General features: G+C 56.7%; 27 protein-coding genes. 18 read left to right on the top strand and 9 right to left on the bottom strand.

The window, feature by feature from the left end:
- Positions 1 to 32: 32 nt before the first annotated feature.
- The gene (locus tag GOV85_RS12925) at positions 33 to 746 is read right to left on the bottom strand and encodes a uroporphyrinogen-III synthase (RefSeq protein WP_171178799.1); all 714 of its coding nucleotides are present in this window, start codon (positions 744 to 746) and stop codon (positions 33 to 35) included.
- A gap of 99 nt (positions 747 to 845) precedes the next feature.
- Here GOV85_RS12925 and tsaD point away from each other — a divergent pair, with 99 nt between their 5' ends.
- The 5 genes from tsaD to GOV85_RS12900 all read left to right on the top strand — a co-directional run bounded on the left by tsaD (position 846) and on the right by GOV85_RS12900 (position 4,931).
- Positions 846 to 1,943 (top strand): tRNA (adenosine(37)-N6)-threonylcarbamoyltransferase complex transferase subunit TsaD, encoded by a 1,098-nt coding sequence (gene tsaD, locus GOV85_RS12920; RefSeq protein ID WP_171178797.1) that lies wholly within the window; start codon positions 846 to 848, stop codon positions 1,941 to 1,943.
- A complete protein-coding gene (locus GOV85_RS12915) occupies positions 1,940 to 2,902 on the top strand; it encodes an NAD(P)H-dependent glycerol-3-phosphate dehydrogenase (RefSeq protein WP_171178795.1) in 963 nt (320 codons plus the stop codon). Before tsaD ends, GOV85_RS12915 begins: the two co-directional genes overlap by 4 nt.
- Before the next feature lies 1 nt (position 2,903).
- Positions 2,904 to 3,173, top strand: a complete 270-nt coding sequence (locus tag GOV85_RS12910; protein WP_171178793.1) for a YciI family protein — start codon at positions 2,904 to 2,906, stop codon at positions 3,171 to 3,173.
- A complete protein-coding gene (locus tag GOV85_RS12905; protein ID WP_171178791.1) occupies positions 3,173 to 3,595 on the top strand; it encodes an EVE domain-containing protein in 423 nt (140 codons plus the stop codon). The genes GOV85_RS12910 and GOV85_RS12905 overlap by 1 nt, the downstream gene beginning before the upstream one ends.
- A gap of 160 nt (positions 3,596 to 3,755) precedes the next feature.
- On the top strand, positions 3,756 to 4,931 hold the full coding sequence (locus tag GOV85_RS12900) for a hypothetical protein (protein WP_171178782.1): 1,176 nt from the start codon (positions 3,756 to 3,758) through the stop codon (positions 4,929 to 4,931).
- A gap of 218 nt (positions 4,932 to 5,149) precedes the next feature.
- Here GOV85_RS12900 and GOV85_RS12895 read toward each other — a convergent pair whose 3' ends face one another.
- From GOV85_RS12895 to GOV85_RS12880, 4 genes are all read right to left on the bottom strand, one after another.
- Positions 5,150 to 5,491 carry a DUF2853 family protein gene (locus GOV85_RS12895; protein WP_171178779.1) on the bottom strand — a complete coding sequence of 114 codons (342 nt, stop codon included), beginning with the start codon at positions 5,489 to 5,491 and terminating at the stop codon, positions 5,150 to 5,152.
- Positions 5,492 to 5,631: 140 nt separating this feature from the next.
- Positions 5,632 to 6,381, bottom strand: coding sequence for an extensin family protein (locus GOV85_RS12890; RefSeq protein WP_171178777.1), 750 nt, complete (start codon positions 6,379 to 6,381; stop codon positions 5,632 to 5,634).
- Positions 6,382 to 6,394: 13 nt separating this feature from the next.
- Positions 6,395 to 7,783 carry an adenosylhomocysteinase gene (gene ahcY / locus GOV85_RS12885; RefSeq protein WP_171178776.1) on the bottom strand — a complete coding sequence of 463 codons (1,389 nt, stop codon included), beginning with the start codon at positions 7,781 to 7,783 and terminating at the stop codon, positions 6,395 to 6,397.
- Between the two features lie 102 nt (positions 7,784 to 7,885).
- Entirely contained in the window at positions 7,886 to 8,200 is a 315-nt protein-coding gene (locus tag GOV85_RS12880) for a hypothetical protein (RefSeq protein WP_171178774.1), read from the bottom strand.
- A 205-nt stretch (positions 8,201 to 8,405) separates the two neighbouring features.
- Between GOV85_RS12880 and GOV85_RS12875 the strand changes: the two genes are divergently transcribed.
- Entirely contained in the window at positions 8,406 to 8,999 is a 594-nt protein-coding gene (locus tag GOV85_RS12875; RefSeq protein WP_171178772.1) for an HD domain-containing protein, read from the top strand.
- 120 nt (positions 9,000 to 9,119) lie between these two features.
- Here the strand turns inward: GOV85_RS12875 and GOV85_RS12870 are convergent, their stop codons facing one another.
- Together GOV85_RS12870 and GOV85_RS12865 are read right to left on the bottom strand one after the other, a co-directional pair.
- Positions 9,120 to 9,674 carry an ActR/PrrA/RegA family redox response regulator transcription factor gene (locus GOV85_RS12870; protein WP_050604676.1) on the bottom strand — a complete coding sequence of 185 codons (555 nt, stop codon included), beginning with the start codon at positions 9,672 to 9,674 and terminating at the stop codon, positions 9,120 to 9,122.
- Between the two features lie 80 nt (positions 9,675 to 9,754).
- Positions 9,755 to 10,381, bottom strand: coding sequence for an SCO family protein (locus GOV85_RS12865; protein WP_171178769.1), 627 nt, complete (start codon positions 10,379 to 10,381; stop codon positions 9,755 to 9,757).
- 90 nt (positions 10,382 to 10,471) lie between these two features.
- Here GOV85_RS12865 and regB point away from each other — a divergent pair, with 90 nt between their 5' ends.
- The 10 genes from regB (at position 10,472) to GOV85_RS12815 (ending at position 23,075) form a co-directional block, all read left to right on the top strand.
- The gene (regB, locus tag GOV85_RS12860) at positions 10,472 to 11,869 is read left to right on the top strand and encodes a sensor histidine kinase RegB (protein ID WP_171178767.1); all 1,398 of its coding nucleotides are present in this window, start codon (positions 10,472 to 10,474) and stop codon (positions 11,867 to 11,869) included.
- Positions 11,870 to 11,935: 66 nt separating this feature from the next.
- Positions 11,936 to 13,441, top strand: a complete 1,506-nt coding sequence (locus GOV85_RS12855; RefSeq protein WP_171178758.1) for a PAS-domain containing protein — start codon at positions 11,936 to 11,938, stop codon at positions 13,439 to 13,441.
- Between the two features lie 41 nt (positions 13,442 to 13,482).
- Entirely contained in the window at positions 13,483 to 13,956 is a 474-nt protein-coding gene (gene tsaE, locus GOV85_RS12850) for a tRNA (adenosine(37)-N6)-threonylcarbamoyltransferase complex ATPase subunit type 1 TsaE (protein ID WP_171178749.1), read from the top strand.
- Positions 13,953 to 14,957: an aminoglycoside phosphotransferase family protein gene (locus GOV85_RS12845; protein ID WP_171178740.1), complete on the top strand. Its 1,005-nt coding sequence runs from the start codon at positions 13,953 to 13,955 to the stop codon at positions 14,955 to 14,957. Before tsaE ends, GOV85_RS12845 begins: the two co-directional genes overlap by 4 nt.
- On the top strand, positions 14,954 to 15,640 hold the full coding sequence (locus GOV85_RS12840; RefSeq protein WP_171178737.1) for a nucleotidyltransferase family protein: 687 nt from the start codon (positions 14,954 to 14,956) through the stop codon (positions 15,638 to 15,640). Before GOV85_RS12845 ends, GOV85_RS12840 begins: the two co-directional genes overlap by 4 nt.
- Positions 15,633 to 18,557 carry a double-strand break repair protein AddB gene (addB, locus tag GOV85_RS12835; protein ID WP_171178735.1) on the top strand — a complete coding sequence of 975 codons (2,925 nt, stop codon included), beginning with the start codon at positions 15,633 to 15,635 and terminating at the stop codon, positions 18,555 to 18,557. Before GOV85_RS12840 ends, addB begins: the two co-directional genes overlap by 8 nt.
- Complete coding sequence (addA, locus tag GOV85_RS12830) at positions 18,554 to 21,910, top strand: double-strand break repair helicase AddA (protein ID WP_171178733.1); 3,357 nt, start codon at positions 18,554 to 18,556, stop codon at positions 21,908 to 21,910. Before addB ends, addA begins: the two co-directional genes overlap by 4 nt.
- A gap of 60 nt (positions 21,911 to 21,970) precedes the next feature.
- Entirely contained in the window at positions 21,971 to 22,291 is a 321-nt protein-coding gene (trxA, locus tag GOV85_RS12825) for a thioredoxin (protein WP_152459632.1), read from the top strand.
- A gap of 74 nt (positions 22,292 to 22,365) precedes the next feature.
- Positions 22,366 to 22,716 (top strand): Lin0512 family protein, encoded by a 351-nt coding sequence (locus GOV85_RS12820; RefSeq protein WP_171178731.1) that lies wholly within the window; start codon positions 22,366 to 22,368, stop codon positions 22,714 to 22,716.
- Positions 22,713 to 23,075, top strand: coding sequence for a Lin0512 family protein (locus GOV85_RS12815; protein WP_171178729.1), 363 nt, complete (start codon positions 22,713 to 22,715; stop codon positions 23,073 to 23,075). The genes GOV85_RS12820 and GOV85_RS12815 overlap by 4 nt, the downstream gene beginning before the upstream one ends.
- A 61-nt stretch (positions 23,076 to 23,136) precedes the next feature.
- Here the strand turns inward: GOV85_RS12815 and GOV85_RS12810 are convergent, their stop codons facing one another.
- A complete protein-coding gene (locus tag GOV85_RS12810) occupies positions 23,137 to 23,331 on the bottom strand; it encodes a DUF1127 domain-containing protein (protein WP_171178727.1) in 195 nt (64 codons plus the stop codon).
- 197 nt (positions 23,332 to 23,528) lie between these two features.
- Here GOV85_RS12810 and hslV point away from each other — a divergent pair, with 197 nt between their 5' ends.
- Positions 23,529 to 24,086, top strand: coding sequence for an ATP-dependent protease subunit HslV (hslV, locus tag GOV85_RS12805; protein ID WP_171178725.1), 558 nt, complete (start codon positions 23,529 to 23,531; stop codon positions 24,084 to 24,086).
- Positions 24,083 to 24,436 (top strand): hypothetical protein, encoded by a 354-nt coding sequence (locus GOV85_RS12800; RefSeq protein WP_171178723.1) that lies wholly within the window; start codon positions 24,083 to 24,085, stop codon positions 24,434 to 24,436. The genes hslV and GOV85_RS12800 overlap by 4 nt, the downstream gene beginning before the upstream one ends.
- A 37-nt stretch (positions 24,437 to 24,473) precedes the next feature.
- Here GOV85_RS12800 and GOV85_RS12795 read toward each other — a convergent pair whose 3' ends face one another.
- Entirely contained in the window at positions 24,474 to 25,715 is a 1,242-nt protein-coding gene (locus tag GOV85_RS12795) for an MFS transporter (RefSeq protein ID WP_171178720.1), read from the bottom strand.
- Positions 25,716 to 25,759: the final 44 nt, after the last annotated feature.

Here is a 25,759-nt window from a genome sequence, read left to right as displayed (position 1 = left end):
CCAAATTCAGATGAATAACAGCCCAAGCTAAGTTAATCGGGGACCTCGTCTCTCTCAACCCGCAACACATGTTTTACAAGCTTTTTAACCGCCTTACGCATTTTCTTGGGTGTCGGCGCTTTGGCGATCTTCAGGTGCGTATAGTCCAAGGAATAAAGGGGATCAGCCGTCGCGCGGCTGATTGCGGCCAGCCAAAGCGGAGCCGAGCCCGACCAAATATCGGCAAAATGTCGCGCCGTTCGAGGCGAAAAAAGTGGGGCGATTATCGGCAAATCGTCGTTCGCGGCTTGGGTCGCCTCGGATGTTAGCGGCAACAGAATCTGTTGATAAACCGGCTGTTCGCGTACCGTCAGGCCGGATTCGGTGAGCCGCCCCGCGATGTTGCCTCGTGTATGTTCGCCACGCAAATGCAACAAAGGGCTTTGGGGTCGATGTTTCAACAGATGCCCCACAAGCTCTTCGGCTGTGGTGCCTGCCATCTCGGCCTGCCAGCCATAGCCCTTGGCTGTCCCGGTCGTCGCGGGGCCAACGCAATAGGCGGGCAAATCGCGGTCGACACCCATTGAAGCCGCCGCGTTCACCGCATTGGCCGAGGTAAAGATCACACCCTGCAAACCTACGGTATCAACCGCAGCGGGCAGTGGGCGAATTTCGAGAATCGGGGAATAGATGACCTGAACCCGGGACCTGGTGCGGGTCGGCAACTGCGCGACAAACCGTTTCGAGGCTGCGCGCGGGCGGGTCATCAACAAATACAACGTTTGGCGCCTTGGCCCTTGAGGATTGTTTGCATCCGCGCAGGGTGATACCCCGCCGTTGGTAACATGATGCAACGGATCAGGGTGATGGTGCAAACACTTACCGTGCTGGGATTGGAAAGCAGCTGTGATGACACGGCTGCTGCTGTTGTGCGCCAAACCGAAGGTGCGGATGCTGAAATCCTGTCATCGGTGGTGCATGGCCAAACCGAGTTGCACAGTGCTTATGGTGGTGTTGTGCCCGAAATCGCTGCGCGGGCACACGCGGAAAAGCTGGACATCTGCGTTAAACAAGCGCTAGAGGCCGCCGACCTTGGTCTGCGTGACATGGACGCCATCGCCGTCACTGCCGGCCCTGGCCTGATCGGTGGCGTCATGTCCGGCGTCATGTGTGCCAAGGGGCTGAGCGCCGCCACCGGCTTGCCCCTGATCGGCGTCAATCACCTTGCCGGGCACGCGCTGACACCGCGCCTGACAGACGGGATCAGCTTTCCCTACCTGATGCTTTTGGTCTCGGGCGGCCATTGCCAGTACCTGATCGCCCACGGGCCAGAACAGTTCACCCGTCTTGGCAGCACAATTGATGACGCACCCGGAGAAGCCTTTGACAAAACCGCGCGTTTGCTAGGCCTGCCGCAACCGGGCGGCCCGTCGGTCGAAGCTGAAGCCCACACAGGTGACCCGAAACGCTTTCGCTTTCCCCGGCCGCTGCTGGACAGGCCCGGCTGTGATCTCTCTTTCTCGGGTTTGAAAACGGCTTTGATGCGGATGCGCGACCAAATCGTCGCGGAAAAGGGTGGGTTGACCCGTCAGGACCGCGCGGATTTATGCGCCGGATTCCAACAGGCGATTGTGGACACCTTGGCCGAGAAAACCCGACGCGCGATGGACCAGTATCTGGCCCTCAACCCTTCCGAACCCGTCATCGCCGTTGCAGGGGGCGTGGCGGCAAATTCGGCCATTCGTACCGCGTTAGAGACTGTTTGCGCCGAAAAGGGTACGAGATTCACGGCCCCCCCGCTTCCGCTGTGTACGGACAACGCCGCCATGATCGCCTATGTGGGGCTCGAACGGTTTCGCGCCGGCTCACGCGACGGCCTAGACCTGACCGCACGTCCCCGGTGGCCACTGGATCAACGCAGCCCTGCAATGCTGGGCAGCGGTAGGAAAGGAGCCAAGGCATGAGCGTTTCTGTCCTGGGCTCTGGCGCATTCGGAACCGCGCTGGCGATCTCGCTGGCGGGCAACGGGCCGGTGACGTTGTGGGCGCGGGATGCGGAGCAGGCGCAACAAATGCAAATGTCGCGAAGAAACGAGACCCGCCTGCCCGGTGTAACCCTGCCGCCAAGCATTGCCGCTACGGCAGACATCAAGGAAGCTTGCACAGCAGATACGCTTCTTCTGGCTGTTCCAATGCAGAAACTGCGACAGGCTTTGACGTCTCATGCGCCCTTGCTGCAGGGCAAAACGCTGGTCGCCTGCTGCAAAGGGATTGAACTGTCCTCGGGCCTCGGTCCGATAGCCGTGATTGAAAGTGTTGTGCCGTCCGCCGACGTCGCACTGCTGACCGGGCCCAGCTTTGCAGACGACATCGCACGCGGCCTGCCAACAGCGCTGACACTGGCATGTGCAGATGCCCAGATCGGCAAATCGCTGCAAGCCGAGCTAACAACGACAAATCTTCGTCTTTATCGCACGACCGACACGGTTGGGGCCGAGCTGGGCGGGGCATTGAAGAATGTCATGGCCATCGCATGTGGCGCAACGATGGGTGCCGGGTTGGGTGACAGTGCGCGGGCGGCTTTGCTGACACGCGGATTTGTCGAAATGCAGCGTTTCGCCACAGCGCGCGGGGCGCGACCAGATACGCTGATGGGCCTGTCCGGGCTGGGTGATCTGGTGCTGACCTGCTCATCCGATCTGTCCCGAAATTATCGTTTTGGCCTTAGTTTGGGTCGAAATCAGCGCTTTGACAGCCAGACGACAGTCGAAGGTGTCGCGACTGCCTGCGCCTTGTCCGACATCGCAAGCAAAGAAGGCTTGGACATGCCCATCAGTACCACTGTGGCGGACCTGAGTCGCGGTGCTTACAGTGTACCTGAGGCCATTCAAACCCTACTCAATCGACCCCTTAAGGAGGAATAACATGCTGATCGCTCTCATCGCCAAAGACAAACCCGGTGCCCTGCAAACCCGGCTGGACAATCGCAGCGCGCATCTGGCGTATATCGAGGAAACAGGTGTTGTGGCGCAGGCTGGCCCTCTGCTGGATGGCGATGCCATGATCGGCTCACTGGTAATTCTGGATGTCAAAGATTTGGCTGCTGCACAAACATGGGCCGACAACGACCCTTACGCCAAAGCAGGGTTGTTCCAATCCGTTGACCTGATTCCATGGAAAAAAGTGATTGGCTGATGGCATATTGGCTGTTCAAGTCCGAACCCTCAACCTGGAGCTGGGACCAACAAATCGCCAAGGAGGACGCAGGCGAAGAGTGGGATGGCGTGCGCAACTATCAGGCGCGCAATTTTATGCGGCAGATGGCCATCGGAGATTGGGGGTTCTTCTACCATTCGCAAAAGGACAAATCGGTGGTGGGAATCGTCGAGGTTTGCGCTGAGGCGCATGCCGACAGCACCACTGACGATGAACGGTGGGAATGCGTGGATATCAAGGCAGTTCGGCCCTTTGCCAAACCGGTGACGCTGGACCAGATCAAGGCGGACGAACGTCTGGCTGAAATGGTGCTGGTCAAGAACTCGCGCTTGTCGGTGCAGCCGGTGACTGAATACGAATGGAAGGTGATTTGCGCACTGGGCGATACGCAGCCTGATTGACGTGTAAACCTGTGTCTGGCGTAAAACTTCTCAAGCGCTCGACAAAATGCTATGTTTCTCTGGGCTTCGCCGGGTGGGGGCTTGCCATCTGCGGTTTTTACAACCGCAGACGCTTGGTGGTGTTCGAATAAAATTCGGTCTTTCTTGAAAGTGTGACCCCATGTCTGACGTTAAAGGCGGCAGTGGGATTCTCGAAGACGCCGTCGCTGCGAAGAACACAAAAACCTGGGAAGCGCGCCTGAAAGAGGCGCGCGAAAAGCGTGCAAACGCGCTGGCTGATGGAAAGGTCGAAGCGCGCGAACCACCGCGCTTGAAACCAACTGAGACAGACCTGCTACCGCCAACAGATGACACTGAGATCGACGAGATCGTGTCCGAACGGGTACGCTCACTCCACCTGAACGAACCTGTCAGCAAACCGCCTTCGAAAAGCCGAATCCCTATAATTTTGGCGGCTCTGTTTTGTGGGGCTTTGCTGCATTGGGCCGGAACAAAGGTGATTGAAACACGACAGTCCACGCCAGAAAACTCTGTTGTGCAATCGAATGATCCTATCGACGAACCTGCATTGGACGAAACACTTTCGCCTACATCTGCAGCGATCGAGCAAATTCCTGAGGATCCGGCTGCGCCCGTGCTTGAGGAAGAAATCCAAGCTCCGATTCTTGAGAAAAAGCCAGTTACCCCTTCCATTGATATTGATGAAACACCACCGCAAGAAACCGAAGCATCACTTGCCCCGCCGATTGTGTTTCTTCCCTCCTTACTTGAACCTGTTTTGGAGGCTCCGGAAACGCTTGCCAAACCAGTATCATTTTCAGTTCCCGTTGCGCCGCAAAATCCCGCTTCCAGCCTGCTGAACAAGCGTAGTTCTTTACAGCCGACACAGGCAGTCTTCGACCCATTGCCCAAAGAGATCACGCAATCAGCGACTCCGAATTACTCTGAGGTAAAACCACTTCAACCCTCTAAACCTTCGATCGACCTTGAAGTGTCACTGTTCGTTCCGGCACGGGTATCACAAGACACCAGCGACCGGGCATTCGAACTTTTGAACGAAAGCCAAGCGAATGTGGTTGCGACCGCGCGTGTAGGCTATCGGATCAGAGAAACTCAGGTGCGGTATTATCACCCTGCAGACGCTGAAAACGCCGACCTTGCTGCCAAGGCTTTGGGTGGTATTGCGCGGGACTTCACAGGTTCTGGCAGCAAAACACGCCCTGGGCGCATTGAGGTCTATCTTGCTGGCGCAGGCGGAGGTGCAAACCGCACTTCAGACAATCAACCCAACAGTTTCGACAACTTTATAGAACGCATTCTGAATGAGCTTAGATAACAAATAAGGGAAGGTTCTGACCATGCAGAACCTTCCCTACCCCCGCGTGCTCCCTACTCACCACACGCGTATGGAAATGTCTGGTTCTGACCGTCCTGGTCACGGTTTAAACTTAACCCAACCATGACCATGGTTTCAAATACCAAGTCCCTAAACTTCAATTCAAAAACAAAACGCCCGTCATTAGTCGACGGGCGCAGAATGACTTTGCGCGATGATCAGCTGTAAACAGACTCTTTACGGAAATGCTTGGTCAGCATGTAATAGACCACAGCGCGGTATTTGTTACGCTCGGACATGCCATAGGTTTCCATGGCTTTATTGATCCCTTCCATCAATTCAGGCCCATCGGCCAGACCCAGCTTTTTGATCAGGAAGTTGTTCTTGACGGTTTCCAGTTCGGACTCTTGGCTGGCTGCAACAGTTGCCGCATCTGCGTCATAGATCGCCGGACCACAACCGATCGTAACCTTGGTTAAAAGGTCCATATCGGGATCCATCCCACATTTGTCCTTCAGGTCTTCTGCGTATTTGGCGATCAATTCGTCGCGCTTGCCCATATCCCAATCTCCTTAATGCGTTAATTCGGCCCTTATCACCGATGGCCGGAAGACTAGCCGCGCCCGTGTGTATTCCAAAAGGAAAAAAATTCGCGATTTCTCCCCCTTGGTCAAATTTGGGATGAAGGCTTCTAAACAATCTAACGACAGTATCCCCAACCCGGTCCTTGCAAGTGAAAGTGATCGGCATGCAAACGATTGAAATCAGGGCCAAGAACTACGCGGAACCAATCGCAGGCGCCACGCCAGATTTGTCTCAGAAACGCTGCCTCTGGTTCATTACGTTGCCAGTCAGCCAGTAAGGTCAGCGTCCGACCATCGGCAGTATCCAGCCCGATAACATCAATCGAGTCTGCGCGCGCGTGGCTGCTCCACCCGCTGTTTTCGCCCTGCGCTGTGCGCATAGGACGGCAATTGTAACTGCCGATGTGGCGCAATCGGGTAATTTCGGTCCCAAGTAGATCCTGCGCGGCGGGTTGCACAACGTGGTTTTCCCACATGGCCAGACGCAACGTGGTGGTGCAACTCGTTTCCACAGGCTCCATCCGAGCCGTCACCAGTTGCGACAGCAAACCCCGACCGCTGATGCCGCAATTCTGATCGACAATCAGGTCCTGCATTGCTGGGAATTGCACACCTGCCTCTGCCAAAGCAGCCCTGCACTGCGCCTCATTTGCCAGCGCGCGGTTCAACTGCCATTTTGTGACCGGCGTCACCGGCGCGCTGATTTTCAGATCGCGCAACGGATTCCAATAAGAAGGAACCGGCTTATTGGGATGCGCCAGCAGCCACCATCCCCCACCGCCCAGCAGGATCACTACGACCGCCAGCCTGAAAAAGAAAGACGCCGCCGAGTACAAAAACCGGCGGCGTCTAGAAGTCTGCGTCATCGTCAGACAGCACTTAGTAGCGGTAGTGTTCCGGCTTGTAGGGACCTTCCGGCTTCACGCCGATATAGGCGGCCTGATCGGCGTCCATCTGGGTCAGCTTCACGCCGATGCGGTCGAGGTGCAGGCGAGCCACTTTCTCATCCAGATGCTTGGGCAGGATGTAGACCTCGTTTTGGTACTGGTCGCCTTTGGTGAACAGCTCGATCTGCGCCAGAACCTGGTTGGTGAAGGATGCCGACATCACGAACGAGGGGTGCCCGGTGGCGTTGCCGAGGTTCAGCAGACGGCCTTCGGACAGCAGGATGATGCGGTTGCCCGAGGGCATCTCGATCATGTCCACCTGTTCCTTGATGTTGGTCCATTTGTGGTTCTTCAGGCTGGCGACCTGGATTTCGTTGTCGAAGTGACCAATGTTGCCAACGATGGCCATGTCCTTCATCGCGCGCATATGCTCGATACGGATAACGTCCTTGTTGCCAGTAGTTGTGATAAAGATATCCGCCGACGCGACTTCATCTTCCAACAGGGTGACTTCGAAACCGTCCATCGCCGCTTGCAAGGCGCAGATCGGGTCAACTTCGGTCACTTTCACGCGGGCACCGGCGCCGCGCAGCGAAGCGGCCGAGCCTTTGCCCACGTCGCCATAGCCACAAACCACGGCAACCTTACCGGCCATCATGGTGTCGGTGGCGCGGCGAATGCCATCGACCAGCGATTCCTTACAGCCGTATTTGTTGTCAAATTTCGACTTGGTGACCGAGTCGTTCACGTTGATCGCCGGGAACGGCAGGTGGCCGTCTTTCACCAGCTGATACAGGCGGTTCACACCAGTCGTGGTTTCCTCGGACACACCCTGAATTTGGTCGCGCATCTTGGTGAACCAACCCGGCGATGCTTCCATGCGCTTAGCGATCTGCTTCTTGATCACTTCTTCCTCTTCAGAGCCCGGGACCGGGATAATGTCCTCACCCGCTTCGGCGCGAGCGCCCAGCAGGATATACAGTGTCGCGTCGCCGCCATCGTCCAGGATCATGTTCGGGCCGTCTTCGAACAGGAAGGACTTGTCCAGATAATCCCAATGCTCTTCCAGCGTCTGACCCTTGATAGCGAAGACCGGAACACCGGCTTCGGCAATCGCTGCCGCTGCGTGGTCCTGGGTTGAGAAAATATTGCATGACGCCCAACGCACATCCGCACCCAGCGCGACCAGTGTTTCGATCAGTACACCCGTCTGGATGGTCATGTGCAGCGATCCAACGATGCGCGCACCTTTGAGCGGCTTGCTTTCACCGTATTCCGCGCGCAGGGACATCAGGCCCGGCATTTCGGTTTCGGCAATGTCCAATTCCTTACGGCCGAACCCGGCCAGTGAAATGTCCTTAACGATATAGTCCCCGGCCATCAGGCGCTCCATTTTCCGGTTAATCTTAGTCCCGGCTGCCCTAGCATTCCTTGGGGCAGGAGGCAATGTAGACGACTTCCAACCAAAAGATGTAAGTCTTTGTCAGCTTGGGATTCCTTCAATTTTAATCTTTGGTATCGCTTCAAAAAAATCAGTGCCAACGGCAACAATGCAACTGATTCCATTCGCATTGGTGACCAAAACGGTATAGCTACCAGTTTCCTTAGAGGTCCAAACCTCCATCACCGAATGCGCCCCGCGTGTCTTTTGCAGACCACCAAAGGCCAATTCCTCGGCGTAGTTTTCCTGCAATTTGGCGATAATATCGTCGCGCTCAGCGCAATTCTTGGCAAAGGCCGGTGGGGCTGTGGCAGCCATTCCAAAAGTCAGTGCAAGGGCGAACAAACGCTTGAACATGGCAAACTCCTTTCGTTTCGCGTTTCGCTTGTGAGAGGAGCACACCGGGAGAAGCGTGTGCCCCCCTCGGTTTTTATGTCGGGATCGGATGATGTTGTTTCAAAGCACGAATGCTCAAGAAAACGTTGGCAGCAAGTGATCCTGACAGGTAAATCATACCACAAAATACGATTTTTATGTGTCCGACTTCACAAGGCATGGCAAAATGGCAACACAACCCCGAGCATGGCAGAGGATGCTGTCAGGCCGCAGGCTGGACCTTTTGGACCCAACCCCGGTAGATATCGAGATCGAAGATATTGCGCATGGATTGGCCTTTGTCGCCCGTTGGAACGGCCAGACGAACGGCGACTTTGCCTATTCCGTGGCCGAACATTCCCTGCTGGTCGAAGAAATTTTTGGCCGGATTGCCCCAAATGCACCGATAAAATGGCGGCTGGCGGCGCTGTTACATGACGCACCGGAATATGTGATCGGCGACATGATCTCACCCGTCAAATCCGCTGTTGGCCCCGACTATGGCGCGCTGGATGATCGGTTGGCGGCCGCCATTCATATCCGGTTCGGTCTGCCCGCCGAGGTGCCGAAGACCGTAAAACGTCAAATCAAGAAGGCCGACAAGATCAGCGCCTGGATGGAGGCAACCCAAATCGCTGGGTTTTCCGAGGCCGAGGCAACGAAGTTCTTTGGCCGCCCGGATCGGGCGGTGATGGAGGGGTTGCAGATTACGCTGAGACCTCCGATTGAGGTGCGGCAAGCCTATACCGCGCGGCATGAAGACCTGCTTGCGCAGCTATAATCAGCAATCCGAACGACGAAAAGTAATGGTGCAGGCAGTTTAATGCCAGTCAAATTAGCCGTGGCTGGACTGTCTTTCTTTTAGTTTGGGTCGCGATCTTTGTCGCAATACCAGAATATCTTACCGCGGGCTGCGTTTCGCCAAAATCCGCTGCAAAGTCCGGCGGTGCATGTTCAACCGCCGAGCGGTTTCAGAGACATTCCGGTCGCACAACTCGTAGACCCGCTGGATATGTTCCCACCGCACGCGATCGGCGCTCATGGGGTTTTCAGGGGGCGGAGGCAGTTCGTCGCCCTTGGCCAGCAGCGCGTTTGTGATGTCAGTCGCGTCGGCAGGTTTTGAAAGGTAGTCCGTCGCGCCGATTTTCACAGCGGCCACGGCGGTGGCGATGGCGCCATACCCGGTCAGGACCACAACCCGGCTATCGGGGCGCTTTTCGCGCAGCACTTCGACCACATCCAGCCCGTTGCCATCCTCGAGCCGAAGATCAACAACGGCATAAGCCGGAGGACGCGCGGTTGAAATCGCGCGTCCTGCTGCAACGGAACCCGCGGTTTCGACCTCAAAGCCACGCTTTTCCATGGCCTTGGCCAAACGTCTCAGAAACGGCTCGTCATCATCTACCAGAAGCAGGGATTTGTCAGGGCCGATATCAAGCTGAGAACTGTCTGCCATATTTGGGTCTTTCTGCTATTTCATGCCTTTGGCTTGGGTATGAGTAATAGCAGCGCGCGAACAAAGGTCAAACAACCTTGTTACGATGCGGCCTGATCCAGAAAGCACCCAACTTTGTCCGCCATCTGCTCGGCCGTGTCATCGCGCTTGAAAAACTCAAGAAAACCATGTTCGGGCGTGACCAGATAGGTAAAAGTGGAGTGATCGACAAGATAATACTCGTCGCTTTTGTCATGCGCCTTGTAATAGGTCTTGTAGGCCTTGCTGGCCGCCTTCACTTGCTCGGGCGAGCCGGTAAGCGCGATGGTCTTGCCGCCCAGATTAAAGGCATAGTCATCCACAACCTCTGGCGTGTCGCGTTCGGGGTCGATTGAAATGAACAGCGGCGTTGCGGAATAACCCCGTTCGGCCAGAATATCCACGGCCTCTGCATTGCGCGACATGTCGAAGGGGCAGACATCCGGGCAGAACGTATAGCCAAAATAAACCAGCGTAGGTTCGGTGATCACATCTGCGTCAGTGACAGTCTCACCCTTGCCATTAACCAGCTCAAAGGGCCCGCCGATGGCCGCCGCGCCTCCGGCGATCTGACTGGACCGGCATTGCGCGAACTGGTCATCAGAACCGCTACCACGCGTCAGAAGCCACATGGCCCCAAGGCCAATTGCCAACACAACAGCTGCAAGAATTGCGTATAGACGGGTCATTTCAGTTTTCCGGTCGCAAGGGGTTGTTGAACGTTTCGGCCGGGACACCTATCAAGATGATCAGCCTATGCAACAGGACATAAGGAACCAATGGCAGAATCCAACCAGACCTTTTGGCGCGGCCAGGAACGCAGCAGCTGGATTCGCCTGCGCACCCTTATCCTGTTGCGATGGGTGGCCATCATTGGCCAGTTCACAGCCATCACCGTTGCCCAGCAATATTATGATGTGCAACTGCAACTGGGCCTGTGTTATCTGGCCATTGGCATTTCCGTCATGGGCAACCTGACAGCCATCCTGTTGTTCCCACAAAACAAGCGCCTGACCGAGTTCGAAAACTTCTTAATGGTTCTTTTCGACCTGCTGCAACTGTCGATATTGCTGTATCTGACGGGGGGGTTGAACAACCCGTTTGCACTGCTTCTGTTAGGGCCGGTTACAATTTCCGCCAATGTTATGAGCACCCGATCGACCCTGATAGTTGGGGCCGTGGCGATTGTTCTGACAACCCTGCTGGCCGAGTTCCACCTGCCTCTACGCACCAGTCTGGGACTTGTTCTGGATATCCCAGATATTCTGCTGTTCGGAAACTGGGCCGCGATTGTCATCGCTATTGTGTTTATCGGCGCCTATTCCCACCGCGTCAGCTCGGAAGTTCAATCCATGTCCGAGGCATTGGCCGCAACGCATATGGCATTGGCGCGCGAACAGAAGCTGACCGATCTGGGTGGCGTTGTTGCGGCTGCCGCGCATGAGCTGGGGACACCTCTGGCAACAATCAAACTGACCAGCGCGGAACTGATCGAAGAACTGGACGATCACCCGGACTTGAAGGAAGACGCCGCATTGATCCGCGAGCAGGCCGATCGGTGCCGCGATATTCTGCGGGATATGGGCCGAGCCGGCAAAGACGACCTTCATTTGCGACAGGCGCCACTGTCAACCGTGGTGAACGAGGCGGCCGAGCCACATGTGGGGCGCGGAAAAGAGGTTCATTTCTCGGAAGGGCCGGCGTTGGACGGCGATGTGCAGCAGCCGTCAATCCTGCGAAAACCCGAAATCATTCACGGGTTGCGCAACCTGATCCAGAATGCAGTGGATTTTGCCCGAGCCAATGTCTGGGTCGAGGCCGAGTGGACCGACACAGTGATCACAGTCAGCATCATGGACGACGGTCGAGGGTATCCGTCACACATGATCGGACGCATCGGTGATCCTTTTATGCGGCGCAGGCGCGCTGACGCCGACAAGAAAGCCCGGCCTGAATACGAAGGCATGGGCCTTGGCCTGTTCATCGCCAAAACCTTATTGGAGCGCAGCGGTGCCGAGTTGGAATTCGCCAACGGCGCGGATCCTTATCAAAACCTGACTGACGACCCGGCGCGCAAGGGGGCTATTGTCAAAGTGTCGTGGCCCCGCAAACTGATCGACGCGCAAAAAGGTGACACACCCGTCCCTTCGGGTTTGAACGAACGTATCCAGGTGTAAGTTAAGAGACCGTTAACCAAACACACCCATAGTCAGACCGGGTTGGAATCTGCTTTGGGGATAATGATGGCCGATTGGATGATTCTGGGCGCAATCAGCATCGTCTCGGGCTGTTTTGCCGTTCTGTGGCTTGTGCCGCGCCGGGCGTACAGGGATCAGTCGTATGGGCTGTTTTCGACTACCTCTCTGTTCGATGCGGTGTTTCTGTTCGACGGAGAACGGCTGATCAGCCATTCCGACATTGCGCTTGCGGGTTTCGAACACGTGAGAAACTGGCCAGATTTGCGCCGATTGCTGCAAAGGGATTTCCCGACTTTTCCGGAATCTCCGGATACCGTGCGCGACAGTGGGTATGTTGTGGTCTCTCCAATCGACTGCACGTTTGAACGTGATGTTCTGTGCGAGTGGATTGACGGAATTGTCCGCGTTCGGCTACGTGAATCTACCGAGAAAAAGCCCGAAGTGTCAGGTGCTCTGAACAACCCGACCCGGCTGGCCATGGATCAAGCCCCATACCCTGTGTGGCTGTTGGATCAAAACAATCGGGTGCAATGGTGCAACGCCGCCTATGTTTCGCTTGTCCGAAAAACGCGAGATCAGGACACCGATCTGACCGTCCCCCTGTTTCCCTCTGCCCCTGAAGAACGATCCGTCGGAAGAACCAGAGTTTCGGTCGGTGTTTCAGGCAGCAGCAACAAGCTTTGGTTCGACCTGACCCAGATTGAGCAGGAGCCCGGCCACCTTTGTTATGCCGTAGACATTAACGCAATAGTCGAAGCGGAAACCGCACAGCGTAAATTCGTTCAGACCATGACCAAGACCTTTGCTCAACTTTCGATCGGTTTGGCCATCTTTGATCGCAATCGGCAGCTTGCACTTTTTAATCCCGCTTTGATCGACCTGACCACTCTTCCACCCGATTTCCTGAGCTGCCGTCCTAGCTTAAGCAGCTTTTTTGACCGCCTGCGGGATCAACATATGATGCCGGAACCCAAAAACTATCGCAGTTGGCGGCGACAGATGAATGATCTTCTCGAAGCGGCAGAAGACGGAAACTATCACGAGACATGGTCACTTCCATCGGGATCGGTTTATTCCGTCAGCGGTCGACCCCACCCGGATGGAGCAGTGGCGTTTTTGTTCGAGGATATTACCGCCGAAATCACCCTGACGCGCCGCTTTCGGTCTGAAATGGATCTTATGCAATCCATTTTCGACAAGCTTGCAGATGCAATTGCCGTTTTTGCCGACGACGGTACCCTCGCTTTTACAAATTATGCTTATCAAAGGCTTTGGGGTGGCACGGAAGAGACCGGGTTTCAGACGGACACAGCCACAGACGTAATGCGGCGCTGGCAGGATCAGTGTTACGCGACCCCGATCTTGGGTGAAATCCGGGATTTTGTCGAAACACGCGACGACCGGGCTGAATGGTCAGCTGACATTCAATTAAAATCCGGCATCCTTGTGGAATGCACAATCATTCCGGTTCACAATGGCGCGACAATCGTGCGGTTTTCGGCTACTAAAACCCCGGCAAAAATCCCTCTGATCGAGCAGATCAGCGCCTGAACCGGGTTGCAGCCTGTCGGGCGCAAGGTCATTGTGGCGCCATGACGAAGCTGCCCCGATCCCTAACGTTCCAGTCCCCCGAAGAAACAGCCAATTTCGCCGTGCATCTTGGTGCAAACTTGCGATCGGGCGATGTTGTGTTGTTGGAAGGTGAGATCGGCAGCGGAAAGACCCATTTTGCGCGCGCGCTTATTCAGTCGCTCATGTCCGAGCCCGAAGATGTCCCTTCGCCCACGTTTACCTTGGTGCAGGTCTACGATACGCCGATTGGCGAAATCTGGCACAGCGACCTCTATCGTTTGAGTGCAGTAGACGAGGTTGAGGAACTGGGCCTGATTGACGCTTTCGAAACTGCTATCTGCCTTGTCGAGTGGCCTGACAAACTTGGTCCACTTACCCCAGGTGCCGCTTTGAAGCTGACCTTCAAAACAGACCCTAACACTGAAGATTTGCGCCATTTGACCCTGTCATGGAATGATCCGAAATGGACGAAAAAACTGGAGACCTTTGGATGACAAACAGGACGGTCCTCGCCGAAGCCCTGATTGCTCAAACCCAGTGGGCCAACGCCACCCGTGCACCGCTGGCGGGCGACGCTTCGGACCGCCGCTACGAACGGCTGACCGACCAGGCCAGTGGGCACACGGCTGTTTTGATGGATGCACCACCTGAAAAATGCGAGGATGTCGAGGACTTTGTGCGCATCGGGAATTACCTGCGTTCGGTTGGCCTGAGCGCACCTGGGATCTACGCAGAAGATGCGCAATACGGCTTTCTGTTGCTGGAAGATCTGGGTGACGAACTTTTTAGCCGGGTGCTAGCAAAGGATCCTTCGAAGGAACGTGTTTTGTATGAAGCGGCAACAGACGTTTTGCTGCACCTGCATCAAGCGCCGTCTTTGTCTTTGACATCCTTTGACCCGCCGCTGATGACCGAACTGTGCACGCTGGCCTTTACAAGTTACGCGGCCGGAATATTGGGGTCTTACGACGCACGTGCACTAAGCCGGTTTGAACACCGTTTCGCGGATGTTCTGCACCGCGAAACATCAGGTGCGAAAGTGGTCGCGCTCAGGGACTATCACGCGGAAAATCTGATTTGGCTCCCGGATCGCGACGGGCTAAAACGCGTTGGCCTGCTGGACTTCCAATCAGCCGTTCTGGCCCATCCCGCCTACGATCTGGTCTCACTGCTGCAGGACATTCGCCGCAAGGTCTCTCCCGGGGTCGAAATGCAGATGATCAATCGGTATATTGCGGCCTCTGGCATGGACGATCACGATTTTCGCACGGCCTACAGTGTGCTGGGCGCACAACGGAACCTGCGCATTTTAGGTGTGTTCGCACGCCTTGCCACGGACTTTGGCAAACCGCACTACGTGGACATGATACCAGCGGTCTGGGATCATCTGATGCGCGATCTGGATCATCCGGCCCTGGTGTCGATCGCACCGTTGCTGCACGAGGCTTTGCCCATCCCATCCCCTGAAAACCTGAACAAGCTGAGGGTGCAATGACCGGTTCACCCTTTGGCGTGATGCTGTTTGCAGCAGGGTTTGGCACGCGCATGGGCGCTTTGACCAAGGACCGTCCCAAGCCGTTGATTAATGTGTCCGGGCGCCCTCTGATTGATCACGCGCTGGATCTTGCGCACGAACTTAACCCTGTGCGCATCGTGGCGAACGTGCATTACCACGCCGATCAGCTGTATGCGCATCTCAACCCCAAAGGGGTAATGATCTCACGCGAAGAACCAGAGATTCTGGAAACCGGCGGCGGATTAAGGGCCGCCCTACCCTTGTTGGGCACCGACCCCGTTTTCACGCTGAACACCGATGCCATCTGGTCGGGCCCAAACCCTCTGACCCTGTTGCAAAAAGCGTGGGATCCGACTCGTATGGATGCGCTTTTGATGTGTATTCCAATCGCCCAAACCATTGGTCACACGGGGGACGGAGATTTCTCGGTCGACGCGGACGGTCGCATCACACGCGGTCCCGGTTTGGTCTATGGGGGGGCGCAAATTGTCAAAACGGATGGATTACAAAGGTTTGCGCAACCCGCTTTTTCGCTGAACCTGCTTTGGAACCAGATGCAAGATCAAGGCCGCCTGTTTGCAGCCGAGTATCCGGGGCGTTGGTGTGATGTTGGACGACCCGAGGGTATCGCCCTGGCCGAAGGTCTGTTGGCTGATGTTTGAACCCAGCGCCCTGCCCCGAGTCTTTGCTGTGCCACCAGGCGCGGATTTCCCAAAAGCACTGGTCGATGGTCTGCGGCGACGCTGCGCTGGTCCGCCGGAAGCCTTGGCGCGGGTGGAACTGGTGCTGAATACGCGGCGTATGGAACGGCGCATCCGCGATTTGTTCAATCAAGGTCCACCGTGCCTGCTGCCACGTCTGTCGCTGGTCACCGATTTGGGGGAAAGCGTTGATTTGGCAAAGATTCCCCCTGCCATTCCACCGCTTCGACGACGTCTGGAACTGACGCAATTGGTGGCCAAACTGCTGGAACAGCAACCGGATTTAGCGGCGCGCTCTTCGGTCTTCGACCTCTCTGACAGTTTGGCGGCGCTCATTGATGAAATGCAGGGTGAAGGTGTGTCGCCCGAGGCCATTCGGCAGTTGGATGTCAGCGACATGTCGGGGCATTGGGCACGAGCGCAGGCTTTCATCAGCATTGCGGATCACTTCATTGACACCAGTGCAGAGGCGATGGATGCGCAAGCTCGCCAGCGCCGCGTTGTCGAAAACCTGATCGCGCGTTGGCAGGAGAATCCTCCGCACCATCCGGTCATTCTGGCGGGCTCCACCGGGTCGCGCGGAACAACGCTTATGTTGATGGAGGCCATCGCGCGTCTGCCACAAGGGGCGCTGGTTCTGCCGGGCTATGATTTCAACCAACCCGATAGTGTATGGCAGGGGCTGGACGACGCGCTGACGTCGGAAGATCACCCACAATACCGGTTCCGCAAACTTATGCGCGCGTTGGAACTAGTGCCTGATCAAATTGCAGTATGGACTGATCTGTCCTCCCCCTCTCCTGCTCGCAACCGTTTGGTTTCACTTGCTTTGCGCCCAGCGCCGGTAACAGACGCCTGGATGACCGAAGGGCCAAAACTTACCGATTTGGGGGCCGCAACCAAGGACCTGACCCTGGTCGAGGCGCAATCGCCCAGAGCCGAGGCTTTGGCCATCGCCTTGCGCTTGCGACAAGCTGCTGAAACCGGACAAACCGCCGCTTTGATCACGCCGGATCGCATGTTGACCCGTCAGGTCAGCGCCGCACTGGATCGGTGGAATATCCTGCCGGATGACAGTGCGGGCTTGCCTCTGCAACTCTCACCGCCCGGTCGTTTTCTGCGCCATGTGGCCAACCTGTTCACGCGCCGCCTTGAAGGCGAGGCGTTGCTGACGCTGCTGAAACACCCGCTGTGCCATGACGGGGGTGAGCGCGGCGCTCATCTATTGCATACCCGTGATCTGGAACTGGACCTGCGCCGCCATGGCCCGCCATTCCCCGACAGTATCAGCCTGACGGCGTTTGCGATCCGCAAAGAAGCGCCGGAAAGCTGGGTCAAATGGGTCGTACATCACTTTTGCGACCAGCACATCAGCGGCGAACTGCATCTGTCCGACTGGGTAGACCGACTGACAACACTGGCCGAAGCGATCTCGGCTGGTAGTACAGGTGTAACCGGCACGCTTTGGGACAAAAACGCAGGTCAAAAGGCGCTGGCGGTTGTGAACTCTCTCAAAGATGAAGCGCAGCATGGTGGCCCGATGACGGCCCATGATTTTGCCGATCTTCTGGGCGCGCTTTTGGCCAGCGAAGAGGTTCGTGATCGCGATGCCCCGCACCCGCATATCATGATCTGGGGTACGCTTGAGGCGCGGGTGCAGGGTGCCGACCTGCTGATTCTGGGCGGGCTGAATGAAGGAAGCTGGCCCGAGGCCCCGACGCCAGATCCGTGGCTCAACCGTCAGATGCGCGACAAGGCCGGATTGCTGCTGCCTGAACGCCGGATCGGTCTGTCGGCGCATGATTTCCAACAAGCCATCGCCGCGCCCGAGGTCTGGCTGACCCGCGCGATCCGCTCGGATGACGCGGAAACGGTGCCGTCACGGTGGTTGAACCGGCTGACAAACCTGTTGCAAGGGTTGCCGGAGCAGGGTGGTCGCAACGCTCTGGTAGGAATGCGTGCGCGTGGTCAGCACTGGCTGAACTGGTCGGAAGCTTTGGAAGAAGCGCCGCGCATTGAACCCGCGTCTCGCCCCTCGCCACGGCCACCCGTCGCCGCGCGCCCGCGTCGCCTGTCTGTGACCGAAATCAAGCGGCTGATCCGCGATCCATACGCGATCTATGCCAAACACGTGCTGCGCCTGAAACCACTCGATCCGCTTGTACAGGCCCCTGACGCCTTGCTGCGTGGGATCGTGATCCATGAAATCCTTGAGCATTTCGTTAAAGACAGCGTTCTCGACAGCGCTTTGCTGACACGTGAGAATTTCCTCAAACGGGCGCACAGCCTTCTGGAACAGCATGTGGCCTGGCCCACCGCCCGCAAACTCTGGCTGGCCCGGTTGGAACGGATCGCAGACGACTTCCTAGGCGCTGAACTAACGCGCCGAGGTGACGGCGGGCCAATTGCGTTTGAGGCGGCCATGAAGCTGGTGCTGGATCCAGTGGATTTTACCATAGTCGGACGTGCGGACCGGATCGATCACAATGGCCGGGGCGCGTTGCGGATCATCGATTACAAAACCGGCGCGCCGCCCACGGAAAGTCAGCAATCCAAATTCGACAAACAACTGTTGATCGAGGCGGCCATGGCTGAGCAGGGCGGGATTGAAGGCATTGACCCAATTGATGTAGCCGAAGCCATCTTCATCGGCATGGGCGGCAGTTACAAAGAGGTCTCCGCACCCTTGGTCAAAGAGCCGGCCGATAAAGTTATTGCTGAGCTGAAAGAGCTAATTTCGGCTTATTTAGAGCCTGATCAGGGGTTTTCATCCCGTCGGATGCTGCACAAGGATACGGATATCGGTGACTATGATCATCTGGCGCGGTTCGGCGAATGGGACCGTACTGCTGAAACCTGCCCCGAGGACCTGAAATGAGCCCGCGCAACGATGCAACCGAACGGCAAGTGCAGGCCGCGCGCCCCGACGCCTCGACCTGGCTAGCGGCCAACGCGGGGTCCGGCAAAACGCGGGTTCTGACCGACCGCGTGGCGCGGTTGCTGTTGGGTGGGGTTCAACCTCAACACATCTTGTGCCTGACCTTTACCAAGGCGGCAGCAAGCGAGATGCAGAACAGATTGTTCAAGCGCCTTGGTGAGTGGGCAATGCTGGAAAACGCTGCTCTTTTGGAGCAACTGACCGATCTAGGCGTGCCTGGCGACATCGACTCGGACAGATTGGCGCAAGCGCGCACATTGTTTGCCCGCGCCATCGAAACGCCGGGCGGTTTGAAAATCCAGACCATTCACTCGTTCTGCGCTTCGTTGCTGCGGCGCTTCCCGCTGGAGGCCGGGGTCAGCCCTCAGTTCTCCGAAATGGAAGACCGTGCAGCCGCCCTGTTGCGGGAAGAGATCGTCGAGGATTTCGCAGAAGGTCCGCAAGCCGGGCTGATTGAAGATGTGGCGCGGTTCGTGACCGATACGGGCTTTGACAAATTGACAGCTGCGATCACGCACAGGCGCAGTCTGTTTGCCCAGCCATTGGGCTGGTCCGATCTGTTGAAACGGTTCGATCTGCCGGAAGGCTTTGACGAAACGGCCCTGGCCGAGCGGGTGTTTCTGGGCGGCGAAGTCGAGTTGATCCAGTCCATGCTGCCCGCATTGACAGAAAGCGGCGTCAACGATGGCAAGGCAGCGGCGAAGCTAGCCGGGTTCACTGAGGCCCGATTGGCATATCTGCCTATTCTGGAAGGCGTGTTGCTGACCGGAAAAGGCGCAAAAGAGCCTTTCACCGCCAAGATCAATGGGTTTCCGACCAAACCCCTGCGTGAGGGCGAACTGGCCGACCGGATGCCGCAATTGGAATCCTTCATGCTGCGGGTCGAGGCCGCGCGCGAACAGCGTCTAGCCTTGGTCGCGGCCCAAAAAACCGCTGTCCTGCACCGCTTTGCCGCAGCCTACCTGCCAGAGTACGAACGGCGCAAGCAGTTGCGGGGCTGGCTGGATTTCGATGACCTCATCCTGCGCGCGCGGAAAGTGCTGAATGACCCGGCGGTGGCCGAATGGGTTCTGTATCGCTTGGACGGCGGCATCGACCATATTCTGGTGGACGAAGCACAAGACACCAGCCCAGACCAATGGGACGTGGTCGAAAAACTGGCTCAGGAATTCACCAGTGGGGAAGGGGCCCGATCCGGGGTTGAACGCACGATTTTTGTCGTGGGCGACAAGAAACAGTCGATCTATTCCTTTCAGGGCGCAGACCCGCAGGCGTTTGACAGAATGCAGGAAGAGTTTGGCCGGAAACTGGCTGAATCAGACTCTAAACTGTGGGATATGACGCTGGAATATTCGTTCCGCTCCTCCAGCGCGATCCTGTCCTTGGTCGATATTCTATTTGAAAACCGGATCGAGGCAGGGTTTCACAAGGACAGCCAGCACCGTGCTTTCAAAGCTGACCTGCCGGGCCGGGTTGATCTTTGGCCAGTTGTGGAGAAGGTCGAAGAGGCCGAGGAGGGCGACTGGACCGATCCGGTGGATCGCCCTGGCGCGCGGCACCATACTGTCATTCTGGCCGAACAGGTTGCACAGTCGATCAAGGCCATGATCGAACGGGGTGAAACGATCCCTGAAGATGGCAAGAACGGCAAGTTCGAAAGGCGAAAGGTGAAGCCGGGGGATTTCCTGATCCTCGTACAGCGCCGCTCGGATCTTTTTGCCGAAATCATCCGCGCCTGCAAATCCGCCGGTCTGCCCATCGCCGGGGCCGACCGGCTTAAGGTGGGTGCTGAACTGGCGGTCAAAGACCTCGCCGCGTTGCTGAGCTTTCTGGCCACGCCCGAAGACAGCCTGTCGCTGGCAACGGTTCTGAAATCCCCTTTGTTCGGATGGTCTGAACAACAGCTTTTCGATCTGGCGCACCGGCGAAAGGAGCAATTCCTCTGGGCCGCGCTGCGCAACCGGGCTGAGGAGTTTCCCGAAACGCTTGCCATTTTGAACGATTTGCGCAGTCAGATCGACTTTTTGCGCCCCTATGACCTGATCGAGCGCATTCTGACCCGCCATGACGGGCGGCGCAAATTGCTAGGCCGTCTGGGGGCCGAAGCTGAAGACGGCATCAACGCCTTGTTGTCCCAGGCGTTGGCCTATGAGCGCACCGATATCCCCAGCTTGACTGGGTTTTTGGTCTGGATGCAGACCGACGATCTGGAAATCAAACGGCAGATGAGCGGTGTGGGCAACATGATCCGGGTGATGACCGTGCATGGCTCAAAAGGACTTGAGGCTCCAATCGTGATCCTGCCGGATACCGCCAAACGCCAAGCACCGCGCGATGCCGAGATCATGGTGACCGAAGGCATTCCGCTGTGGAAAGTGTCGGCAGATGCATCGCCCAAACTGATCGCACAGGCGCGGGAACAGGCGCGTACGCGTGAGGAAGATGAACGGCTCCGGCTGCTATATGTGGCTCTAACACGGGCCGAAAAGCGGTTGATCGTGGCCGCAGCCGGCGAATTGGGGAAAGACGGCAACAGCTGGTATCAAATGGTCGAGGCCGCGATGGAGAGGGCCGGAGCCGCGCAGCTGCCGGGTTCCGACATTCGCCGACTGTCTCATGGGGATTGGGATGCGCTGCCTTTGGTCGATCAACCGCAAATGACGACTGAACGATCCGAGTTACCAGACATATTTCTGCATCCGGCACCTGACCCCATTGAACCCACAAGCACGCTCAGCCCTTCGGATCTGGGGGGGGTCAAAGCGCTACCCGGTGAAGCTGGTTTGGATGAAGACGCTGCGAAACTGCGTGGAACACGTATTCACCTGTTGCTGGAGCACTTGCCGATAGCTGAACCGGAGATTTGGCCCGAACTTTGCGCACGGCTTCTACCGGATATGCAAGACACAGACCGGCAAGAGCTTTTGGCCGAAGCCACCCAGGTTCTGACGGCAGAATCGCTAAGGAATATTTTTGCACCTGAAACTCTGGCCGAAGTTCCAGTAACCGCAGATTTGAATGGGCAGCGTATGCATGGGGTCATCGACCGGCTCATCGTTTCGGATACGGACGTACAAGTGATTGACTTCAAAACAAATGTAACTGTTCCAATTCGCGTTGAAGACTGCCCTGAGGGCCTGTTACGTCAAATGGGGGCTTATGCGCAGGCGCTTGCTCAGATCTACCCCGGCCGGAACATCCGAACCGCTATTTTGTGGACCCGGACAGCAAACCTCATGTGGTTGCCACACGATCTTGTGACGGATGCACTGACCCGAACCCGGATACCTTGACCTTACCCGGCGCGACACCTACGTTCTGTTTCCGAGTTTACCCCATTCAGGAGACAGAATATGTCGACCGTAGCCGTTACTGACGACACCTTTGACGCCGAAGTCAAAAACTCGACCGTTCCCGTGGTCGTGGACTTCTGGGCAGAATGGTGCGGTCCCTGTAAGCAAATTGGCCCGGCGCTGGAAGAACTGGCCGCCGAGTATGGTGACAAGGTGAAAATCGCCAAGGTCGATGTGGACAGCAACCCGAACTCTGCCGCCGCAATGGGCGTGCGCGGTATTCCGGCGCTGTTCATCTTTAAGGATGGCCAGGTTGTTTCAAACCGCGCAGGTGCGGCCCCTAAGGCTGCACTGCAAAGCTGGATCGACGAATCCATCTGATCTGGTTCTAGCAGAACGTTCCAAAGGCGCCTCAGATCGGGGCGCCTTTTTTGTTGCAAACATCGGAGAAACCAATGGCAAAAACGCGGGTGCTTGTAGAATTCGGCATGGGTACATCCCTGCGCCGAATGGACTATACAGAGGCGTCGTTGCGGGCGATCAAGGATGCGCTGTGGCACAACTCGGTCAACATGGCCGAACTGTTCGGGTTTCCAAAAGAGGCAATGATCATCGATGCCGAAATCGGGGTGCAGCAACCGGATCAGGTGGACACTGATGCGCTAAAGGCGGTCTTTCCATATGGCCAGCCGAACATCACCGTCACAAAAGGCGGGCTGGATATAGAGAAACCCCATAGCGACGGACATACGGTCATCGCAAATGCCGCACTGATTGTTTCTTTTGATATGGAGCCCGCACAATGACCGAAAAACGCATTATTCTGGAAATGGGAACAGGCAACGACCTATACGGTCAGGACTATACCAAAGCGGCCCGTCGCGCGGTGCAGGATGCGTTGCATCATTCATCAATCACATTGTTTTCCAAGCTGGGCATTGATCATTCTCAGATGCGGGTCGGCGTGACCATCGGCGTCCAAGAGCCCGATCAGGTGGATTGTGATCTGGTTGCTGCCGATCTGCCGCGGGGCCGCGCCGAAGTGCGCGCGGTCAAGGGCGGTCTGGACGTAGCAGACAGCGACGCTGGAACACACCACGTGATTGCGACCGCAGCGGTCGAAGCATTCCTGCCCGACTTGTCAGGGAAATTCGTGCAAAGCTGACAAAGAAAAAGCCGCTCGGGGTTCCGGGCGGCTGTTCCAATTCGGTAATCCAGACGAAGGATCAGAGATTTGCGATGCTTTCGCGGGTCAGACCGATGTCTTCCAGCTGTGCGTCGCTGAGCTCCGACAGAAGGTTCCGTGTTTTGCGTGCGTCGTTCCATTTCGCAACAGATTTGACGACGTTTGAGAACGCGTCCGCCACGTGCAGGATGGTAGCTGCTCCGAGCGGCGCATGAATGTTAGCTGTGGTTGCCATGTGCGCAGTCCTTAGATGTGAAACAGCCGACCCGTTGTCGGTTGTAAGCCTCATGTAGTCCCGCGCGCTTGGACTCACAATTGCTGGTCTGGTAACCCCGGATTGCATTTTCTGCATATCTTTTGGGCACTTTAAGAACGGGTTGCGCCAACACCTTACCCGGCCCATATATACCGCCAGCGAAAACGGAGACGATCATGGCAGATAACGACTTTCCCGGTTGGCACGGCACGACGATCATTGGCGTCAAAAAGAACGGTCAGGTTGTCATAGCCGGTGATGGTCAGGTCAGCCTTGGTCAGACCGTGATCAAGGGAACGGCCCGCAAAGTGCGCCGTTTGTCGCCCGGCGGATTCGAGGTTGTGGCGGGTTTTGCCGGATCGACCGCAGATGCTTTCACACTGCTGGAACGTTTGGAAGCCAAGCTTGAGGCCACACCCGGCCAATTGGCGCGCGCCTCGGTCGAACTGGCCAAGGACTGGCGCACTGACAAATACCTGCAAAAGCTTGAGGCGATGCTGATTGTCACTGATGGCAAGGATCTGCTGGTCATCACCGGGGCAGGGGACGTGCTGGAGCCTGAGCACAACGTGGCCGCCATCGGATCGGGCGGGAACTTTGCACTCGCCGCGGCCCGCGCAATGATGGACGGCGACAAAGACGCCGAGCAAGTGGCGCGTGAAGCGATGGTGATTGCCGCCGATATCTGCGTCTATACAAATGGTAACCTGACAGTCGAGACGATAGCATCATGAGTGCGGTTCTCGCAGCCATATTCGGCGGCCTAATCGGCGGTATTATTGGGCCAATTGTCCTAGAGGAATATCGGAGCAGGAAGCACAACAAGGAATGGAAAGAGCCTCGCAAAGAGCTCCTGAAATCCATGTTGAAGGACTCGAAGTACAAGTTCAAATCTTTGGAAAGGCTCAGCAGGACGATTGGCTGCACCGAGGATGAAACACGCTCGTTGTTGATTGAGCTGGGTGCTCGGGGCACCGTTTTGAAGAAATCAAAGAAAGAGGGTTGGGCGCTGATCGAAAGAGCGCCGTTACCAGAGAGCCAACGCAAACTGGACGAAGAAGAGATCGAGGAAGATCAAGAGTAATAGCTTTCTTCGCTTTAACTCAGCCGCGGGTCGCCTGTCAGGTTAACAGCGCCTTGATCTCTTTCCCTTTCCAGCGACGGTGCATTCCGATCAGCCCGAAAATCGCGGCAATGACAACGATGTAGTAGGGCACACGGATGTCGATGCTCATCAACCCGCCGCCGATCAGGGACATGATGCCTCCGGCCAGACAGAAGACGGCGGTGGTCACGCCCATAACCCAGCCTTGGTCCGTCTCACTTACGCTCGAGGAAAACAGACCCAGCATGGTCGGGTAGGCAACGCCGAACAGGAAGTAGAAGAAGAAGACCGGCACATAGCTGAGCACACCATTAGGACTGAATGCAAAGGCAAGTCCACAGATCACCATTACTATGAGAGACGTGCAGATGATCTGGTGTTTGCTGAATCGCTCTTGCGCGGGTTTGACGAGGAAGGTGCTTGAGAACGCCAGCGCAAAGCCAATCACCACCATCGCCATACTGCCGCCAATAACACCGTAGCCGAAAGCACTGGTCAGGAAGTTGTCGACAAAGACATAGAACGTCACGTTGGCGATCATGAAGAATGCGTAGACCGGCAGGATTTTACGAACCATCGGATGGCCACGCACGGCAATTAGGCTGTCGGTGATGTCACGTGGGCGAAAAACAAAGGGCTCACGCTCTGTCCGGGTGTCTTTGAAAAAGGTCATCACAAGAAATATCGCAATCAGCACCAGAACAAATGCGCCATAGAACGGGGTCTTAAGTGTCGCGTAGCTGCCCAGCAGAGCAGCGTCGGACAGAACCGCCCCGATGATCGGGCCGCCCACAAGGCCAAAGCTGACGCCAGTCACGATATAACCCATGTTGCGGTCGCGGTCGGCCGCATCGGTGCTGCCGTCAATCATAGCTGCCTGAGCGATGGGCTGGTTTCCGGCAGTGAAGCCGGTGACCGACCGCCCGACGATCAGCAGCAGCAGGCTGTTCATGTACAGCGCCGCGATGGTTAGGGCGTAACCGACCAACGCTCCGCCCAGACAAACAAGAAGTGCATTCTTGCGCCCAATGGAGTCCGAGACTTTCGAAACATAAACGACCCCCAGAAACCAGGACAGAAAGAAGCACCCGATCACCAGACCATAGTAGAAATGGCGCCGCCCCACGGGCGTGCCATCCGGCAGGAAGCCTGATTTCGTATCCATGATGAGCGAGTTGATGATAGGAAAAACCAAGCCTTGACCGATCAGGTCGACAAAAACCACGAACAACAAGGTGATCTTGGCAATCTTGGTCATGAAAACGCCCCCGGTTCCAATGGCTTGGGGCGATTGTAACAGAC

The sequence above is a fragment of the Ruegeria sp. HKCCA4633 genome, assembly GCF_013034605.1.
Lineage (GTDB): Bacteria > Pseudomonadota > Alphaproteobacteria > Rhodobacterales > Rhodobacteraceae > Ruegeria.
The sequence above is the reverse complement of the archived record's forward strand: the minus strand, read 5'-3'. Positions and strand labels throughout refer to the sequence as shown.

Coding starts and splice junctions, on each gene's coding strand:
- GOV85_RS12845 (WP_171178740.1), top strand. CDS start 13,953: ATGACAAACAGGACGGTCCTCGCCGAAGCCCTGATTGCTCAAACCCAG.
- GOV85_RS12900 (WP_171178782.1), top strand. CDS start 3,756: ATGTCTGACGTTAAAGGCGGCAGTGGGATTCTCGAAGACGCCGTCGCT.
- GOV85_RS12895 (WP_171178779.1), bottom strand. CDS start 5,491: ATGGGCAAGCGCGACGAATTGATCGCCAAATACGCAGAAGACCTGAAG.
- GOV85_RS12840 (WP_171178737.1), top strand. CDS start 14,954: ATGACCGGTTCACCCTTTGGCGTGATGCTGTTTGCAGCAGGGTTTGGC.
- GOV85_RS12795 (WP_171178720.1), bottom strand. CDS start 25,715: ATGACCAAGATTGCCAAGATCACCTTGTTGTTCGTGGTTTTTGTCGAC.
- GOV85_RS12910 (WP_171178793.1), top strand. CDS start 2,904: ATGCTGATCGCTCTCATCGCCAAAGACAAACCCGGTGCCCTGCAAACC.
- GOV85_RS12905 (WP_171178791.1), top strand. CDS start 3,173: ATGGCATATTGGCTGTTCAAGTCCGAACCCTCAACCTGGAGCTGGGAC.
- GOV85_RS12880 (WP_171178774.1), bottom strand. CDS start 8,200: ATGTTCAAGCGTTTGTTCGCCCTTGCACTGACTTTTGGAATGGCTGCC.
- trxA (WP_152459632.1), top strand. CDS start 21,971: ATGTCGACCGTAGCCGTTACTGACGACACCTTTGACGCCGAAGTCAAA.
- GOV85_RS12915 (WP_171178795.1), top strand. CDS start 1,940: ATGAGCGTTTCTGTCCTGGGCTCTGGCGCATTCGGAACCGCGCTGGCG.
- GOV85_RS12870 (WP_050604676.1), bottom strand. CDS start 9,674: ATGGCAGACAGTTCTCAGCTTGATATCGGCCCTGACAAATCCCTGCTT.
- addA (WP_171178733.1), top strand. CDS start 18,554: ATGAGCCCGCGCAACGATGCAACCGAACGGCAAGTGCAGGCCGCGCGC.
- tsaE (WP_171178749.1), top strand. CDS start 13,483: ATGACGAAGCTGCCCCGATCCCTAACGTTCCAGTCCCCCGAAGAAACA.
- GOV85_RS12875 (WP_171178772.1), top strand. CDS start 8,406: ATGGCAACACAACCCCGAGCATGGCAGAGGATGCTGTCAGGCCGCAGG.
- GOV85_RS12800 (WP_171178723.1), top strand. CDS start 24,083: ATGAGTGCGGTTCTCGCAGCCATATTCGGCGGCCTAATCGGCGGTATT.
- addB (WP_171178735.1), top strand. CDS start 15,633: ATGTTTGAACCCAGCGCCCTGCCCCGAGTCTTTGCTGTGCCACCAGGC.
- GOV85_RS12810 (WP_171178727.1), bottom strand. CDS start 23,331: ATGGCAACCACAGCTAACATTCATGCGCCGCTCGGAGCAGCTACCATC.
- tsaD (WP_171178797.1), top strand. CDS start 846: ATGGTGCAAACACTTACCGTGCTGGGATTGGAAAGCAGCTGTGATGAC.
- regB (WP_171178767.1), top strand. CDS start 10,472: ATGGCAGAATCCAACCAGACCTTTTGGCGCGGCCAGGAACGCAGCAGC.
- GOV85_RS12890 (WP_171178777.1), bottom strand. CDS start 6,381: ATGACGCAGACTTCTAGACGCCGCCGGTTTTTGTACTCGGCGGCGTCT.
- GOV85_RS12815 (WP_171178729.1), top strand. CDS start 22,713: ATGACCGAAAAACGCATTATTCTGGAAATGGGAACAGGCAACGACCTA.
- GOV85_RS12820 (WP_171178731.1), top strand. CDS start 22,366: ATGGCAAAAACGCGGGTGCTTGTAGAATTCGGCATGGGTACATCCCTG.
- GOV85_RS12855 (WP_171178758.1), top strand. CDS start 11,936: ATGGCCGATTGGATGATTCTGGGCGCAATCAGCATCGTCTCGGGCTGT.
- GOV85_RS12865 (WP_171178769.1), bottom strand. CDS start 10,381: ATGACCCGTCTATACGCAATTCTTGCAGCTGTTGTGTTGGCAATTGGC.
- GOV85_RS12925 (WP_171178799.1), bottom strand. CDS start 746: ATGACCCGCCCGCGCGCAGCCTCGAAACGGTTTGTCGCGCAGTTGCCG.
- hslV (WP_171178725.1), top strand. CDS start 23,529: ATGGCAGATAACGACTTTCCCGGTTGGCACGGCACGACGATCATTGGC.
- ahcY (WP_171178776.1), bottom strand. CDS start 7,783: ATGGCCGGGGACTATATCGTTAAGGACATTTCACTGGCCGGGTTCGGC.